This window comes from Cytobacillus eiseniae (assembly GCF_017874625.1).
In the GTDB taxonomy this organism is placed as follows: domain Bacteria; phylum Bacillota; class Bacilli; order Bacillales; family Cytobacillaceae; genus Cytobacillus; species Cytobacillus eiseniae.
In genome coordinates this window covers 84,054-100,316 of sequence record NZ_JAGIKZ010000003.1, presented here as the reverse complement: position 1 = coordinate 100,316, position 16,263 = coordinate 84,054, and the positions used below count along the sequence as shown (strand labels likewise).

Genomic DNA, 16,263 nt, shown 5'->3' with positions numbered 1-16,263 from the left:
ATGACCAAAAAGGATAATAAGGGGAGCAGGAATCAAAGCTCACCAAGAGGAAACCAATCAGCCGTTAGCGGGGATAATAGCAAAGGGGTTAAAAGAAATAAAGATCAATCCTCAAAAACAAATGATGATTAAAAAGCCAGGCTTTCGATTTGAAAGCCTGGCCGCATTTATTCTACCTTTATTTTTACATCCCCTTCAATCCAGGAAGGGAAGAATGAAAGCTTGAGCTCTAGCGGATTCCGGTACTTCCCTTGTGGAAAATTAATTCCAACCTCCTTCATTCCATTATTACCTCCTGTCCAGAATCCTGAGCTACCTTCAATATCATTTCCATCCGCATCCCTTATTGAAGAAAAGAGATGGTAATTAAACTCCCTTTCTGTATCTAACATAAAAGAAACACTTCCATTTTCCACCTTCAAATCCGCAAGTAAATTTCCTTTCGGCTGATTGAGTATTTTTTTATTTTCTACATCCACTTTCACATAAGCATCCTCTTGATCAACTGCCTGCAGCTTATTCATGGCAAGGTATAACTCTTTCGGCTCCTTAAAGTAATTGCTTTGCAAATAAAGAATCTGTTCATGATCATTTATAAAATGTGCCGTAAACCCATTCGCAATTTTTGTCCATGCTTCCCCGTTTTCATCTACTAAATGAATATCATCAAACGAGAGAATTTTCTTGCTGTTTTTTGGGTCCATTACAACGTGTACGGCTACGCGTAAAGGATAAATCTTAATATTCTTTACCGTTATTTTCTGCCCCTCAATTGAAACCGTTTCGTTGAGTTCGACTGTCTTCGTTGCTTTTAAAGGCTTTTCTAAAGTAAATAGAAAACGAAAATCCTCTTCATAATCATTTGTTTCAACGGTGAAAGTGACAATAAACTCCTTTGTTTTCAATGGTTCTTCAAAAAAGAAATCCATTGTAGCCATTTCCGTTTTTCTGAGATCACCGTGTGGCTGATGGGCACCATAGCTATAGCTTCCTAAGTGAAGCTCTGTTCCGTCGGCAGATTCGAGCTTTAGATCGTTCACATAAAATTTTTCTTGTTTCTCTTTCACTTCGATCGTCTGAAAAACGACCATTCCTTTTTCATCTGCGATTACAGAATCAAGAGTCACCTTTATGTTCTCATTCTCTTGAGTCGCATTAATTGCCTGAACATACTCATGATTGACAGCAGACATTAATCCTTTGTTATCACTAATGAGCTCCACTAACTTTTCCATTCCAGGAATACTAGACACATAGCTCGCAAATACAGGAGACACACGAATACTTGTGAGAAAGCCAATTATAAAAACAGCAGCAGCTAATCCAGATAGTAGCCATTTTTTCTTCTGAGGGTTATTTTTATGTGCTTTCGCTTGATGAAAGCCTGAAAAAATCGCTTCATCAATTGCCTCCTCAGGGAATGGCAAATCATCATACATCTTTTTTAATTGGGAAAGATCCTTTTCCTCTTTTTCAAACATTAGAGATTCCTCCCTTTTCATCAAGCTTGCTACGCAATGACTTCAATGCTTTATGCAGCCATGTTTTAACTGTCCCCTCAGGGTAATCAAGTGAAAGAGCAATTTCTTTAATTTTTAAATCATGAAAATATTTGAGGGTAATAATCTCACGTGAACGTTCGTCTAAGCCTTGTATCGCATCTTCCATTTCCATTAGTGAATGATTTTCTGCATATTCCGTTGCAAGTACAAGGTCCTCATTCAAGATCAGCCTTCTTCTGTTTTTCAATGTATCATTACAATAATTAATCATAATTCGAATCACCCATGTGTTGAAATAGGCTGGCTCTCTTAGCTTCTTCAACCCTTTATATGCCCGGAAGGTTACTTCTTGGATCGCTTCTAATGCCTCTCCTTCATTTCGCAAGTAAGCTAAGGCTGTTTTATATAAGTCGATTTTCACCGCTTGGATGATTTCAAGAAAGGCCGAGTCATCTCCATGAATGGCTTTCTGTACAAGTTCTTCAAAATCCACATTATGCACGCCCTTTGTTCGTTCTATCTATTAGACAGTGTACAGTCGAAAAAGTTTTACAAAAATTTTCTTTTTTCACTTACAATAAAGTAAGCCTCTAGCCTTAGAGACAAATCATGCTACGGCTCAATGTTTTCATCATGAAATTTTCATAGAATAAGTGTAACAGAACAAATGCAAAGGAAGGGTGGCTTACCAGTGAAACGAATTTTTATTATTTTTATTTGTTTGATTGCTCTCTATTTACTGATGACATCGAATGTAAGAAATTTAATCCCATTTGGAAAAAGCGAGACGGAGGCAGAAGTATCAAAGCATATTGATTTAATCGATATCCAAGTTTCTTCCTCAAGCACGACCGTTGTTGTTGAAGATCGAAAAGATATTAAAGCTGAACTTAGCGGCAAAGGCGACGTAAGCGTAAAGAAAAGCGGAGACACCATTCATGTCAAGTATAATAGACAGTGGTATGATGGCTTTAATTTTCTCAACCAGACACCTAAGCTGAAAATTTATATTCCTGAAGATTATGAGAAAAGCATGGCAATTGATGTCGGATCAGGGTATTTAAATTTCAGAGGATCATCGATTAAATTAGATGAGTTAAATGTTCATGTAGGTTCTGGCAAGGTTGATTTAAGAGATATTGAAGCAAAAGAATACACACATAACGGTTCTTCTGGCATGATTGAAATTAATGGGTTACTCACTGAAAAAGGATCCGTTAAAATGAGTTCAGGCATCGTGAAAATAAGGGATTATCAAGGGGCACTTGATGCAGAAGTATCGTCGGGTCAACTGGATATTCAAATGGATAAAATAGTAGATGATATCAACTTAGAAGCGAGCTCAGGGCATATTAAGCTTGACCTCCCTGATCATGCCGACTTTACACTAAAAGGGAATTATTCGAGCGGATACATTGATAACGATTTTCCACTAACAGATAAAGTTGTTGAGAAAAATAAAGTGGAAGGTGTCAGTGGATCTGGTAAACATAATATTACAATTAAATTATCTAGTGGAATAGCAAAAATCTATTAATATGGATTATTTTCAAAAACAGGATTCACAGTCATAAAAAAATGAGCCACTCTTAAAAAAGTCAAGAGGGAAGCGGAATGATCCATTCTTCCACTTAAAATAGAACAAAAAAGCCCCTGAATACTAATTTAACAGTATTCAGAGGCTTTTTATATGAAGACAATCAAGAACCTTTTGTCTTTATCTACTATTTATCCATTTGTACTTCTTTTAAATGGCCACCAATTCGCTTCACCGAAGTTCTTAACCATTACTGGAATAAATAATGGCAGCATGACAGCGGCATAAAGGAACAAACCAACAATGACAATGGCAGCGATTTGCAATAATGACAGCATTCCTGATGGCATCATTGCAGCAAATGTACCACCTAAGATAATGGCTGCAGAGATAATGACTGTCCCCATTTTCTTCATTGCTAGGAGCATCGCGTCAGCTACTGAATGATCCTTGAATTCATTGAAACGATCCATTAAGAATATGCTGTAATCGACACCAAGGGCAATAAGGATGACAAATCCGAAGAATGGAACAGCCCAGCTTATGCCCGTATAGCCTAGAATATGGACGAAAATGACTTCATTAATCGCCATCGATGTGAAGTAAGTTAAGATTAACGAACCGATAATGTACGCAGGCATAATAATCGAACGGAAGAGGAAAACCAATATAATTGAGATCCCAATTAGCATCAAGACAACCGTACGGGTATAATCCTGGTCAGACATCGTACTTAAATCGGCATTCGTACTCGTTGTTCCACCTATTGCAACAATGGCATTTTCCAATTTTGTATCAATAGTTGCTCGTTTTACAGCTTCACCAATTTCCTCTACTTGACTAATCGCCTCATTCGAGTAAGGATTCGCTTCAAAGATAACATCAATCGTCATCACTTTACGATCTTCTGATAAATACACATCGAATACTTGGGCAAATTCTTCACTATCCAATACCTCTGCTGGCAAGTAAAATCCTTCCGTATTATCAGCATTCGATAATCCAGCTAAGTAATCTTGTGCAGAACCAAGGCCTTCAGCTACTTGATCCAGCCCTTCTGCACTTTGGCCAAGACCGTCCGTTAGCTGACCAATTTGTCCGCTTAAATCGGCAAACCCTTGAAGAAGCTGCTTCTGCCCATCATTCACACTATTTAGCCCATTCGTTACCTTAGGCATATTACGAATGATCTGTCCTTGCCCATCAGCTAATTGATTAAAGCCAGCCTGCTGTGCTTCAATCCCTTTTATAAGCTGTTCTAATCCCGCTGAAAGACCACCCTGGCCACCCATTGCCTGTTCGAAGCTTGCATTTGCCACGACCATTCCTTTAGTCAATTGACCAAGTCCAGCATTTAATTCATTGATATTCCCTGATAATCCACTAAGCTGTTTAAGAAGTCCTTGCTCACCAGAAGCTGTCTGCTTCATTCCTTGATACTGCTCATCAGTTGATAAGTCTGCATATTTATTTTCTAAATATCCGTACATGGCTGTATTTGCTTGTGCAAGTCCAGCAGATAATGCAGCTAATCCTTGACCTACTTGTTCATAATTCGTATGGATTGACTGTAGATTTTTTTCTACTTCTTTATATCCGCCAAGAAGCTGTTTATAAGCACCAAGCAATTCTTCTGCACCCGTTTTAGTTTGTGCAAGCCCAGCCTTAATTTCATCAGAGCCAGCAGAGCCTTGTCGAATGCCCGTTTCAATCTTTGCTAGATTGGTTTGAATCTCGTTTAAGCCGGAGTGAAGCTCACTTGTTCCAGCAATCAAGTCTTCAATCCCAGTTGCTGCTTTCTTTATTTCCGGCTCTGATTTAGCTAGCTCACTTCCTGCTTCATTTAAGCCCTCACTAATTTTTCCAAGACCTTCTTTTCCTTCACCAAGGCCTTCTTCAAGTGTTTCTGCCTGCTTGGCAATAAAGAAATCTTCAATCGGCTCCCCTGTCGGTCTAGTGACTGAGCGAACGGTATCCACTAAATGAACCTTTTCGATTTCTTTGCTGATTTTTTCAGCTATGCCAATATATTCAGCTGAATCCATTTCTTCATCATTTTTTATCACAACTTGAGTCGGCATGGATTCCCCTGGACCAAAGCTTTCTGCAATCGCATTGAAAGCTTTAATTGAATTTACATCTCCACTGATTTCCTCCAAAGAGTTATACGATAGCTCCCCATCATAAGTGACAAGGAATGGCACACAAACCGCAGCTACGATGAGCAATGCAATAAATGGGCGTGCCAATGAGAATCTACCAACCATTCCCCAAATCTTACTCTCCCCGTGCTCAGCCTTGCTTTTCGATGGCCAGAACAGCTTCTGTCCAAGTACCGCCATGAAAAATGGAACAATCGTAAAGAGTGCAATAAGTAATAATGCCACTCCGACAGCTACAGCGGCTGCCGATTGATAGAGGATAAATTGTGAGAACCCAATCGCTGCAAACCCAATCATGACGGCAATTCCACTAAAGAAGACCGTACGCCCAGCATTGCGATAAGTGGCAACAATTGCCTCTCCCACTGTTTCATATGCGGATAATTCCTCTTTAAATCGACTGAGCAATAAGATGCAGTAATCCGTTCCAATCCCAAATAGGACAGCAACTAAGAAAATTTGTGTGTAATTCGAAATTGGGAAGTCATAATGTGCGACTAGAAATGACACAATTGACTGTGAAACAAGATAAGAAAACCCAACCGTCACTAATGGGATAATTGGGGCAACGGCTGATTTAAAGACGAGCAGCAATACAATAAGAATAAAAACAACGGTAATGCCTTCCGTCTTCTTTAAGCCTTCCTCCGAGCTTGCCATTAAATCTTCATTAATTTGCCAGTCACTCGTATAATAATGATCGACTTTAATATCTTTTAACGCATGATATAATGCATCATTCAGTTCACCAGGTTCACGATCATTCCAGCTAATCGTAATGGAGGTGAGGATTGATTTGCCATCCTCTGAAACGAGCTGATCTGTTAATGTTTCTTCATTAAAATGAGTGAGAATTTCTTTGACCCCTAACTCCTTCTCATTTTCAAGAATCCGAACAGCCTTTTCCGCTTCCCTTATTTCTCCCTCAGTTAGCTTTTTATCATTGTGAAAAACTAAAGCAACCGATGTTTCATTCCCGCCCCCCTCTTGTTCTCTAACATCTGCCATGATACTACCTGCAAGTGAAGAAGAATACTCATCAGGAACAGTAATTTGCCCCTTTTCACGAACGAGCTCAGCCATATTAGGTGCAGCTAGAAATAATCCAGCAGCTATGACAATCCAGGCAATAATAACAAACCATCGATTTTTAATAATAAAATTCATCTCTACTCCTCCACCTTGTAGTCTTTACTCTCGATCAAAATTTTGTTCAATTTCTCATACGTTTTAATAAATGCTTGAATTTCCTCTTGATCAAACTGTTTGATAAAAGTTTCAACAAGCTTATAAATCTTTTCCTCTGTTTTTATATATAATTCCTTGCCTTGCTTTGTTAAAGTTAAATACACAACTCGGCGATCATTCTCATCACGTGTTCGCTGAATGAAGCCTTTTTCCCATAAACGATTAATAATGGCAGTAATCGCACTTTTTTTCACATCGAATTCCTCTGCTAATTCGGTAGAGGTACATGACCCAGCCCGATTAATATACCTCAATGTATAATGCTGATCATTTGTAAGCAGATCCCCTTCAATTTGCTCACGAATAAGTGATTCTCCCTTACGATGAACAGAAAAGGACAAGTCGATATAAGAATCAATCAACTCTTGGATACTATACGTCACATTTTTCACCTCTCTATAACTAATTTGATCATTTAATTGTTAACCTGTTTAACTATTAACCGATTTAACTTTACTAAAAATTTTATAGAATTGTCAATGAAAAAAAGGATCTCCCACAATGGAAATCCTTTTCTACATAAAGGTTTGTGCTTTTTTTATTTCTTGTGGTTTACGATGAGCTACATATTGTTCATTCTGAAACTCTCTTGCAACAATTCCTTTAATATGTTGGATTTCTTCTAAAGTTAAATTTCGTTTTAAATCTGCTTGAACGGAGTAAACCAATTCAATATAACGATCTGTCATATTCACGAAAATACCTCCAAATATCCCGACTATTTTAATAAACCAAGTAGTTATTCGACATACTTTCCTCCTTCTCCTTTTAAAAATGGCGATTTTTGTAAATTGTACAAAGTTTCGCTACAAACTCAAGGGGGGAGGTAGTCTTGCTCCTCTCCCCTTTCAACCAGACCATATCATTCGAACAACTTAACTAATTAAATTAATTTGCCGGTGTTTTCTTAGAAGGCTTTGGCTTGTGAAATAATCCAAGCTCTTTTTTATCCTTTGCTAATGAGCGATAGAGCGAAATCATCATTAGAACCATAATAATTGAAAATGGAAAGGCCGCTGCAATTAATGCGTTCTGAAGCGCCTGCAGTCCGCCGCTGTACAAGAGAATAAGTGCAACCATAGACTGTGCACCTCCCCAAGTGAGCTTTACACGATTCGGAGGCGTTAATGAACCATATGTTGTTTGCATCCCTAATACGAATGTTGCAGAATCTGCTGAAGTAATAAAAAATACTGCTACTAGTACAATGGCTATAATCGAAAGAAAAGTTGACCAAGGAAATTGACTAAAGATCGCAAATAACACTTCTTCTGTTGCATATTGTGTTAGATCGATCTTGCCAGCACGTTGAACCTCGATCGCAGTACTACCAAATACAGCAAACCAAAAAAAGCTTACAAGAGCAGGCAGCAGCAATACACCAATCATAAATTCACGGATTGTCCTCCCTCTAGAAACCCTTGCAATAAATATTCCTACAAATGGAGACCATGAAATCCACCATGCCCAATAGAAAATCGTCCAATTATTTATCCATGTTCGATGTTCTTCATTTAACGGGGCAATCCGAAAGCTCATCTGAACAATATTCTGGATGTACCCGCCAATTGTATCTGTAAAAATATTTAAAATTAAGATGGTCGGTCCAATAATAAACATGAGCAATACTAAGGCAATAGCCAAATACATATTCGTATTACTTAAATATTTGATTCCTTTTCCTAGTCCAGACCAAGCTGATAACATAAAAAGAAGCGTAACGATAACGACAATAATCACTTGCACTGTAAAGCTTTTAGGAATGCCCCATAAATAGGATAAACCACCATTAATTTGTGTTGCACCAAATCCGAGTGTGGTCGCAACCCCAATCACTGTTGCAAACACGGCCAACACATCCACTACAGTTCCTAATGTACCTTCCATTCTCTTTTTTCCAAGGACAGGTTTGAGTGTGGCTGAAATAAGGCCCGGCTCCCCCTTACGAAATTGAAAATAAGCTAATGAAAGTGCTACAATCGCATAAATTCCCCATGCATGAATGCCCCAATGAAAGAAAGTATATCTCATTGCCTCCTTATGTGCTGCAGCGGTACCCCCTTCTGCCAATGGGGGATCAATAAAATGTGATAGGGGTTCTGCAGCTCCCCAAAAGACAAGTCCAATTCCCATGCCTGCACTAAATAACATCGCAAACCATGAAGCCTTTGAAAACTCTGGCTTTTCCTCCTGCTTCCCTAATTTAATCGCACCAACTGGGCTGAAAATAAGAAAAACACAAAAGAGCACGATCAGTGTCACTAAAATTAAATAATACCAACCAAAAGCTGTCGTTAAAAATGCTTGTAAATTGTCTGTTGCTTTTTCAAAAGTATTAGGAGCCATAGCTCCAAAAATAACAGCTGCCAAAACAATCGCAAGTGTAATCCAAAAAACATTTGATATCTTTTTCATCAGAATTCCCTTTCTGTAATAAAGCTTTTCTCTTAGTATGCTTAAATTCAATACATTTAGTATTAGAACAAACACGAAAAAGAGGAATAATAGCCTTGCTAGTTTTTGAACATACTCCCTTTTCGAATGGCTCTGTTATTACACGGAGAATTTCTTCCAAGAAAGCCGAAGAAGCAAAATATAAGCGGAATAATTCCGGTTAATGTAAAAATGAAAGCTTAAAAAGTGAATATAAGCGGAGAAATTCCGGTTAACTGCTTTAAATAAGATAAAATCCATCCATTTTGGACAATTTAAGCGGAAAAACTCCGGTTATGTTTAAGGAAATAGAGGTATTTCCCAATATAGCCGGAATTTCTCCGCTTATTTATCAAACATAGTAAATCAACAGTAAATTTTAACAGAACCTTTTGAATAGAAATTGCCTGATGCAAAATTTATGCATGTTTGCCGCATTCATCAAATGAGGATATTAAAAGCTTTGTTAGAGCATAAGCGTTCATTTAAAATGCCAATAACCCTGTGCAGCTTGCACAGGGTTATTTTATCCATCTGGTCAATTGTTTTTGCTATATTGCCGTTTGGCAAACTGCTTTAGATCTCTTATCATTTCCTCTTGATCTTTTTTATCTTGAGAAAATTGAATCCCATAGAAATAGCCATCTATTGCTTTTTGTTTCCAAATGATTTGCCCTTGAATTTGATGTTCCATTTCGTGTAATGTAAAGCGAACTGAAATCTTGTTGCTAGCGTTTGGTTCTGACTTTGGGATATCATGTTGGGTACTTAATTTCATTCCATTTGGACTTAAATCAATCAGCCTTGCTTTCACTCCGTTCATTTCATCCATGGCAAAAGAAGCAGCAAGTGGCGTACCAAATGAAAAACGGAATCCCTCATCCCTTTTGAATCTCATAGATTTACCCCTTTACAGTAGTATTAATTAGCTATATTTTACAAAAAATAGCTAACATTAACAATGAAATATAACACACTCTCTTAACGAATGCATTGGATGTGGTTGAATTGACTCTACATAAAAAAATCCTTTTATCCACCCTGTTCCTAATGACTTTAACTGTACTAATCATTTACCTTAGTTCACTAAAAGAACAAATCGTCTATTTTCTATTCCCGCTATGCTTTCTACTTCCTGCCTTCTTTATATCAAAACAAATGAAGCACTTACAGTCGGAAACTGAACGCATGGAGGCAGAACGAATAAAGAATATTGAGCAGATAAAGAAATTAGAAAAGGACATGCACATGCTGCAGGCAAGCCGCACTGAATTAATATCGATTATTGACCATATGGACGGCCTTCTCTTTTCCTGTGATGTCCAAACCAGGCAATGGATTCATTCATCAACATTTATCAAATTCTTTGGAAAAGAGCACAAATTGAGCACTTTACTTGATAAATACATTCATCCAGAGGACAAAAAGCAGTTTATTAAACAAAAAGAGAAATGGCTTACCGGTTCACCTACGATCGTAGATTTTCGTATCATCTTAGAGAATGAAGAAATTCGCTCATATGAGTTACGGGCAAATACGATCAAGACTACTTCAGGAGAAGTCGAAAAAATTGTTGGCCTTCTGATAGACATAACTGCACGTAAAGAAAAAGAAGAGAAATTAGCACAAATGGCCTTTTATGATGCCTTAACTGAGTTGCCTAATCGGGCCTTGTTAAAGAGTCATCTAAAAAAGGTAATGGCACGTGCAAAACGAAAAGAACATGAGTTCACCATTATGTTTATCGATTTAGATGGTTTCAAGGAAGTAAATGATACGTTAGGCCATGATATCGGTGATGCGCTTTTAAAAGAAGTTGCCCATCGTTTAAATAGGACCGTTCGAGAAGAAGATTTCATCTCTCGATTAGGTGGGGATGAGTTTATTATTATTTTAGAGGATACTAGAAAAGAGGATGTAACAAGTATCGGCGACCGAATAATTACAAATATTTCTCAGCCTTATCCATTTTCTGAAAAGGAAGCCATTGTAACCCCTAGCATAGGGATTGCCAACTATCCAGATGATGGTGAGGACATTCATTCATTGGTTCAGAATGCGGATAAAGCAATGTATCATGCCAAAAACATCGGGAAAAATAATTTTCAATTCTACACGACTGATTTAAAGGACTATCAACCACAGGAATCCTTGATCGATAAAGTATTAAAGTTTTTTCTAAAGTAAAATTTAGCGGACCTCATTTGATTGTCTAGATCCCTTTTTCTTTTAACTTTAGTTTGACCTCTTACTCACTAATTGAAAAGGATTGTGAATCTCATGGATTTCACTATAATAAGGATGGGGGTGAGCAAATGGCACGAGAACGAAAATTTTCACAAGATGAGTTATTTTCAGCTACTAAGGAATTTCTACTCATTCATGGCTATGAAGGATTTACCTTTCTCCTCTTAGCCGAGCGCCTACATATTTCTAGAGGGGCATTATATAAGTATTATGATAATAAAGATGAACTCATTACGAGCTATATGATCCATGAACTTAAGCAATTACTTAACAGATTGCAAGAGGTCAAACAGTATGTTCGATTTGATGATCAATTTGACTTTTTGATGGAGCTAATATTCACCATGCCAGAAGTTCAGCAACTTATAATCATAGCCAATCAAATCTCAGCAAATACAAATGAAAAGGTTAAGAATAATAAAGAAGAGCTTACACAGCTTCATATGAGCATGTACCAATATTTAAGTGATTTTGTCCGATTAGGCCGACAAGAGAAAAAACTAAAAGAAAATATTCCAGATGGATTAATTTTAGGATTTATTTTTCAAACAATTGCGATTCCAAATCATTATGGTGTCCCACATACTGAATGGGTTGCATCGATTAAGGAGATAATTAGTCACGGAATGTTCACAAACAAGTAATTGACACATGTGTTACATTAATTGATAATAACTGTGACAATAGTGTATTTTTTTAGCATCAAAGTGACACTAACGTTACTAAAATAAATTACGTGAAAGGAACATAATATGAGAACACTTTTACAAGCCATTACCGATCGTGTCACAACGAAAAAAGGAATGTGGATTACCCTTTCGATCTGGCTCGTGGCCACCATATTATTATCAGTCTTTGCTCCAAATGTAAAAGAATATGAAGTATCAAGAATCGCTTCACTTCCTGATGATGCACAATCCGTCATCGCCCAGAACAAAGTGGATGAATATTTTAAAGAGAGTGAAGGAACGCCAGCCATCCTCGTCTTTCAAGCAAGCAAAGGGGAAGTCGAGCTTACAGAACTGGCAGCGCTTCTAGACAAAATTGAAGGTGATAATGTAGAAGGGGTCGAACAAGTGATTCCTTTAGCTATCCTTCCACCTCAAGCAGCAGCTGGATTTTTCTCAAAAGATAAGACAACCGCTATTATTCCTCTTACCTTCAACTCTTCATTAGAGTCAAAGGAAATAGGAAATTCTTTAGAGGATATTCAGGAAATTGTTAAAGAATCATCTGATTTCACGTTGTATGTAACAGGCCCAGCTGGAATTTCATCTGATTCGCTCGACCTTTTCTCAAGAGCTGATCTTGTTCTCATTTTCTCAACTGTAGGCTTAATTCTTGTTTTGTTAATTGTTATTTATCGCTCGCCATTATTGGCTTTAATCCCGCTATTAGCGGCTGTGTTTGTATATCAAATCGTTATGCAAACCCTTGGTTTATTAGGGAAATCTGGCGTTGATATTAGCAATCAAACGATATCCATCGCCTCCATTCTATTATTTGCGGCAGTCATTGATTATTCCCTATTTGTCTTCTCACGATACCGTGAAGAGCTTAAGCTTCACGATGATAAATACATTTCAATGAGAGCGGCAATGAGAGAAACAGGCATGCCTGTCTTCTTCTCAGGTGGAACGGTTCTAGCCGCGATGCTCGTGTTATTCTTTTCCGATTTAGGCGATTACCGCAACTTCGCACCAACGTTTGCAACAACGATGGCAATCATTATGCTTGCATCGGTTACACTTGTTCCAGCCCTATTTACATTGTTCGGAAGAAAATCCTTCTGGCCAAAAGTGCCACATGTAGGCGACCCGACAGTGAAAACAAATTCCATTTGGAGCAAAATTGCTCGTTTTGTTGTAAAGAAACCTAGAATGGCTGTTGGAATTGTCAGCCTTATCTTAGTCGTATCAGCAGCAAATTTGTTTAATTTAGAGTATGAATTCGATACAATGAAATCCTTCCCTGATGATATGCCTTCTCGTATAGGCTATGATATTTTAGAAGATAAGTTTGAAAAAGGGGACCTCGCACAAACAACGGTCATATTCGAATCACCAAGTGAGGTAACCGCTGAACAACAAGAGGAATTGAAAACGAAATTAGCCGATCAACCACTTGTCAATAATATTCGTTTAACAGGGACAAAAGAGGACAATAAAGTACTAAACTATAGCATGACTTTTGAAGAAAGCCCGTATTCAATAGAAACAATGGACGCATTAGAGACGATTATTAATGACGCTGAGCAAATTGTGACGGATAGTCAATTGACTGGTACGCTTTATTTCGCAGGAGAAACAGCTACGAAAGTGGATGATCGTTCAGTCAACAATAAGGACGTCATTCTCATCGTTCTGCTTGAGACCATATTAATCTTTATTCTGTTAATTGTTTTAACGAAGTCATTCAAAATGCCAATATACATGATGGGGACGATTCTCGTTTCATTCCTTGCAGCTCTTGGTCTAGGAATTTTCTTAACCAATCTATTCTTTGGAATTGATTCAATCGCAAACCGTGTGCCACTATATGCATTCGTCTTCTTGATTGCATTAGGAATTGACTATAATATTATATTAATTTCTAGATTCCAAGAGGAAAGAAGAAAGCACCCAGTTAAGAAAGCTATTGAAATTGCGGTAGCCAATACCGGTGGCGTGATTTCCTCAGCAGGAATTATTCTTGCAGCTACATTTGCTGTCCTTATGACACAGCCTGTTCAAATGCTATTTGTCTTTGGGTTCATTGTTGCTGTTGGAATCCTGATCGACACATTCTTAGTCAGAGGAATTTTACTTCCAGGGTTAATTGTCTTATTTGAGAAAGACAAAGCTGGAAAGAATGAAACCGCTGAAACCAAATAAACGATTGCAAAAAAGCCGATCAAACTGGTATTCCAGATTTGATCGGCTTTTTCTATTTTTATCAGAGAAACGTATTAAACAGTCTTTACTAATAAATAAATAAAGTACGGTGCACCAAGTATAGACACAACCAACCCAACCGGTAATTCCATCGGCGCCATAATCACTCGTCCAAGCGTATCTGCTGTTAGTAATAGGAAGCCCCCTAGCAATGCGGTTAATGGAAGAACTTTGGCATGCCTAGCACCGATTAAGCGTCTAGCAATATGAGGTGCAATTAATCCTAAGAAGGTAATGCCGCCACCTACGGATACACATGCACCTGCTAGTGCAACAGATACGATAAGCAGGATTCTTCTTTCTTTCTCAATATTCACCCCGACACCTACCGCAACTGGATCACCGAGGCGCAGCACATCAAGGAATCGTGCTTTGTAAATGGCATATGGAATAAAAATAATGAGCCATGGCAGCAGTGCTAGAACAAATGTCCAATTCGTTCCCCAGATTGTACCAGATAGCCAAACAATGGCCTTCATGAAGTTAACTGGCTCCATTTTCATTTGAAAAATAATTAGACCCGCTCCAAATGCCGCATTCACTCCGATCCCGACTAATAATAGACGGACTGGCGTGACCGTTCCATTTTTCCAAGAAATGCTATAAATTAAAATAGCAGCTAGAAATGCACCGACTAAGGCAGTGAGCGGCATAATAAAGATCGAGAGCATCCCTGTAAAAAAGGCCGTACCTTGGAAGAAAAACATGTAAATAACGACAGCAAGTCCAGCGCCGGAATTAATGCCCAATATCCCTGGATCTGCTAATGGGTTTTGTGAAATCCCTTGAAGAATTGCTCCTGATACAGATATGCCCATCCCTACTAATAAGGCAAGAACAATTCGAGGCAATCGGAAATCAAAAATCGTTAATTCGTTCTGCGGAGTCCCTTGGCCAATCAATGTGGAAAAAACAGCATCGAAAGGAATTTTAATAAACCCAGCATTAATACTGATGACAAAAACGATAACTGTTAATAGAGAGATCGTTATAAATAATGTTTTGAATTTATTCTCGTTTTTCGCTAAACTCTTTTGCATTATAGCTCTCTCCCTTCTTTGCGTGCTAAGTAAAGGAAGAATGGAACCCCAATAATGGCAGTAATTGCACCAACCGGTGTTTCAAATGGCGCATTTACCATGCGTCCAACTATATCAGCAAAAATTAAAAGAATGCCTCCAAGAATGGCAGAGCATGGAATAATCCACCGATAATCGACACCAACTAAAAAACGCGTAATATGTGGGATAACAAGTCCAACAAATCCAACCATCCCTGCAATCGAAACAGCCGCACCAGTTAATAATAGAACGGCTATCATCCCTAATAGCTTGATCACTTTCGTATTTTGACCTAATCCCTTCGCAATTTCATCTCCTAAGCTGAGAATAGAAATCGAACGAGATAATAAAATGGCCAAAACGATTCCAGCAATAACAAATGGTAGCACATAGTATAGCTGCTGCGTTTGTACACTAGCCACTCCCCCAGCATACCAATAGCTAATATCCTTTGATACATTGAATTTAATCCCAATCGCTGTTGATAAGGAGCTAAGCAAAGTGGTAATGGCTGACCCTGCTAATGCAAGCTTGACTGGTGTGATTCCCCCTTTAGATAAAGAAGTAATACTAAAAACTAAAGCAGCACCTAATCCAGCGCCTATGAACGAAAAGGCAATTAATCCTGAATAGGAAACCGCGGGAATAAAAGCAAAAGCAATCGCAATTAGAAAGGAGGAACCAGATGTCACACCCATAATGGATGGTGAAGCAAGCGGGTTTCTTGTCATCCCTTGCATAATAGCACCAGAAACAGCTAGACCAGCACCAACGATCACCGCTGCGATTGCTCGTGGAAGTCTTAATTCGCGAATAATGATATGCGATGAGTTTTCACCATCATAGGAAAATATCGCTTTCCATACTGTTTGAAAGCTGAGATCTGCTGCCCCAAAATGAATAGAGACGATGATAGAAAGAAATAGTAGGATGGAACCGCCTAATAAGATGATGGAACCGATCAAATGATTGCTATGTAATTCTTTTCTTGCCATGTCAGCATGAATATTCGTGTTTCGACTCATAATAAAACGACTACTTTCTTCAAAGAATAGACATATCTTTTTAAATTATATTATTGACAATTTACCTGTTTTATATTTTAATTGAAATCAATAATCATTATCATTTAAAAGCGCT

Annotated in this window: 14 protein-coding genes; 5 read left to right on the top strand and 9 right to left on the bottom strand. The window is 38.1% G+C overall.

Annotated features, from left to right (window positions below; genetic code table 11):
- Window positions 1-132, top strand: a complete 132-nt coding sequence (locus tag J2Z40_RS19960; protein WP_281064442.1) for a hypothetical protein — start codon at window positions 1-3, stop codon at window positions 130-132.
- 35 nt (window positions 133-167) lie between these two features.
- Here the strand turns inward: J2Z40_RS19960 and J2Z40_RS04660 are convergent, their stop codons facing one another.
- Both J2Z40_RS04660 and J2Z40_RS04655 read right to left on the bottom strand, forming a co-directional pair.
- The gene (locus J2Z40_RS04660) at window positions 168-1,481 is read right to left on the bottom strand and encodes a DUF4179 domain-containing protein (RefSeq protein ID WP_066397455.1); all 1,314 of its coding nucleotides are present in this window, start codon (window positions 1,479-1,481) and stop codon (window positions 168-170) included.
- Window positions 1,474-1,995 (bottom strand): sigma-70 family RNA polymerase sigma factor, encoded by a 522-nt coding sequence (locus tag J2Z40_RS04655; RefSeq protein ID WP_066397458.1) that lies wholly within the window; start codon window positions 1,993-1,995, stop codon window positions 1,474-1,476. Before J2Z40_RS04655 ends, J2Z40_RS04660 begins: the two co-directional genes overlap by 8 nt.
- A 198-nt stretch (window positions 1,996-2,193) precedes the next feature.
- Here J2Z40_RS04655 and liaG point away from each other — a divergent pair, with 198 nt between their 5' ends.
- Entirely contained in the window at window positions 2,194-3,039 is an 846-nt protein-coding gene (liaG, locus tag J2Z40_RS04650) for a LiaG family protein (protein ID WP_066397461.1), read from the top strand.
- A gap of 191 nt (window positions 3,040-3,230) precedes the next feature.
- Here the strand turns inward: liaG and J2Z40_RS04645 are convergent, their stop codons facing one another.
- The 5 genes from J2Z40_RS04645 to J2Z40_RS04625 all read right to left on the bottom strand — a co-directional run bounded on the left by J2Z40_RS04645 (window position 3,231) and on the right by J2Z40_RS04625 (window position 9,780).
- Window positions 3,231-6,368: an MMPL family transporter gene (locus J2Z40_RS04645; protein WP_066397464.1), complete on the bottom strand. Its 3,138-nt coding sequence runs from the start codon at window positions 6,366-6,368 to the stop codon at window positions 3,231-3,233.
- A 2-nt stretch (window positions 6,369-6,370) separates the two neighbouring features.
- A complete protein-coding gene (locus tag J2Z40_RS04640) occupies window positions 6,371-6,832 on the bottom strand; it encodes a MarR family transcriptional regulator (protein ID WP_066397466.1) in 462 nt (153 codons plus the stop codon).
- 132 nt (window positions 6,833-6,964) lie between these two features.
- Window positions 6,965-7,144, bottom strand: a complete 180-nt coding sequence (locus tag J2Z40_RS04635) for a hypothetical protein (RefSeq protein WP_066397468.1) — start codon at window positions 7,142-7,144, stop codon at window positions 6,965-6,967.
- A 193-nt stretch (window positions 7,145-7,337) separates the two neighbouring features.
- Window positions 7,338-8,864, bottom strand: a complete 1,527-nt coding sequence (locus J2Z40_RS04630) for a glycine betaine uptake BCCT transporter (protein WP_066397470.1) — start codon at window positions 8,862-8,864, stop codon at window positions 7,338-7,340.
- Between the two features lie 556 nt (window positions 8,865-9,420).
- Window positions 9,421-9,780 (bottom strand): PilZ domain-containing protein, encoded by a 360-nt coding sequence (locus J2Z40_RS04625; protein ID WP_066397472.1) that lies wholly within the window; start codon window positions 9,778-9,780, stop codon window positions 9,421-9,423.
- 110 nt (window positions 9,781-9,890) lie between these two features.
- Here J2Z40_RS04625 and J2Z40_RS04620 point away from each other — a divergent pair, with 110 nt between their 5' ends.
- The 3 genes from J2Z40_RS04620 to J2Z40_RS04610 all read left to right on the top strand — a co-directional run bounded on the left by J2Z40_RS04620 (window position 9,891) and on the right by J2Z40_RS04610 (window position 14,002).
- Window positions 9,891-11,069 (top strand): diguanylate cyclase domain-containing protein, encoded by a 1,179-nt coding sequence (locus J2Z40_RS04620; RefSeq protein ID WP_083953957.1) that lies wholly within the window; start codon window positions 9,891-9,893, stop codon window positions 11,067-11,069.
- 128 nt (window positions 11,070-11,197) lie between these two features.
- The gene (locus J2Z40_RS04615) at window positions 11,198-11,773 is read left to right on the top strand and encodes a TetR/AcrR family transcriptional regulator (protein ID WP_066397475.1); all 576 of its coding nucleotides are present in this window, start codon (window positions 11,198-11,200) and stop codon (window positions 11,771-11,773) included.
- A 108-nt stretch (window positions 11,774-11,881) separates the two neighbouring features.
- Window positions 11,882-14,002 carry an MMPL family transporter gene (locus J2Z40_RS04610; RefSeq protein ID WP_066397477.1) on the top strand — a complete coding sequence of 707 codons (2,121 nt, stop codon included), beginning with the start codon at window positions 11,882-11,884 and terminating at the stop codon, window positions 14,000-14,002.
- A 74-nt stretch (window positions 14,003-14,076) separates the two neighbouring features.
- Here the strand turns inward: J2Z40_RS04610 and J2Z40_RS04605 are convergent, their stop codons facing one another.
- Window positions 14,077-15,102, bottom strand: a complete 1,026-nt coding sequence (locus J2Z40_RS04605; RefSeq protein ID WP_066397480.1) for a FecCD family ABC transporter permease — start codon at window positions 15,100-15,102, stop codon at window positions 14,077-14,079.
- Window positions 15,102-16,118: a FecCD family ABC transporter permease gene (locus tag J2Z40_RS04600; RefSeq protein WP_066399532.1), complete on the bottom strand. Its 1,017-nt coding sequence runs from the start codon at window positions 16,116-16,118 to the stop codon at window positions 15,102-15,104. Before J2Z40_RS04600 ends, J2Z40_RS04605 begins: the two co-directional genes overlap by 1 nt.
- Window positions 16,119-16,263 lie beyond the last annotated feature (145 nt).

What these genes read in the sequence shown, in the direction of transcription:
- J2Z40_RS04605 (WP_066397480.1), bottom strand. Translation starts at nt 15,102, where the DNA reads ATGCAAAAGAGTTTAGCGAAAAACGAGAATAAATTCAAAACATTATTT.
- J2Z40_RS04610 (WP_066397477.1), top strand. Translation starts at nt 11,882, where the DNA reads ATGAGAACACTTTTACAAGCCATTACCGATCGTGTCACAACGAAAAAA.
- J2Z40_RS04630 (WP_066397470.1), bottom strand. Translation starts at nt 8,864, where the DNA reads ATGAAAAAGATATCAAATGTTTTTTGGATTACACTTGCGATTGTTTTG.
- J2Z40_RS04645 (WP_066397464.1), bottom strand. Translation starts at nt 6,368, where the DNA reads ATGAATTTTATTATTAAAAATCGATGGTTTGTTATTATTGCCTGGATT.
- J2Z40_RS04660 (WP_066397455.1), bottom strand. Translation starts at nt 1,481, where the DNA reads ATGTTTGAAAAAGAGGAAAAGGATCTTTCCCAATTAAAAAAGATGTAT.
- J2Z40_RS04625 (WP_066397472.1), bottom strand. Translation starts at nt 9,780, where the DNA reads ATGAGATTCAAAAGGGATGAGGGATTCCGTTTTTCATTTGGTACGCCA.
- J2Z40_RS19960 (WP_281064442.1), top strand. Translation starts at nt 1, where the DNA reads ATGACCAAAAAGGATAATAAGGGGAGCAGGAATCAAAGCTCACCAAGA.
- J2Z40_RS04600 (WP_066399532.1), bottom strand. Translation starts at nt 16,118, where the DNA reads ATGGCAAGAAAAGAATTACATAGCAATCATTTGATCGGTTCCATCATC.
- J2Z40_RS04615 (WP_066397475.1), top strand. Translation starts at nt 11,198, where the DNA reads ATGGCACGAGAACGAAAATTTTCACAAGATGAGTTATTTTCAGCTACT.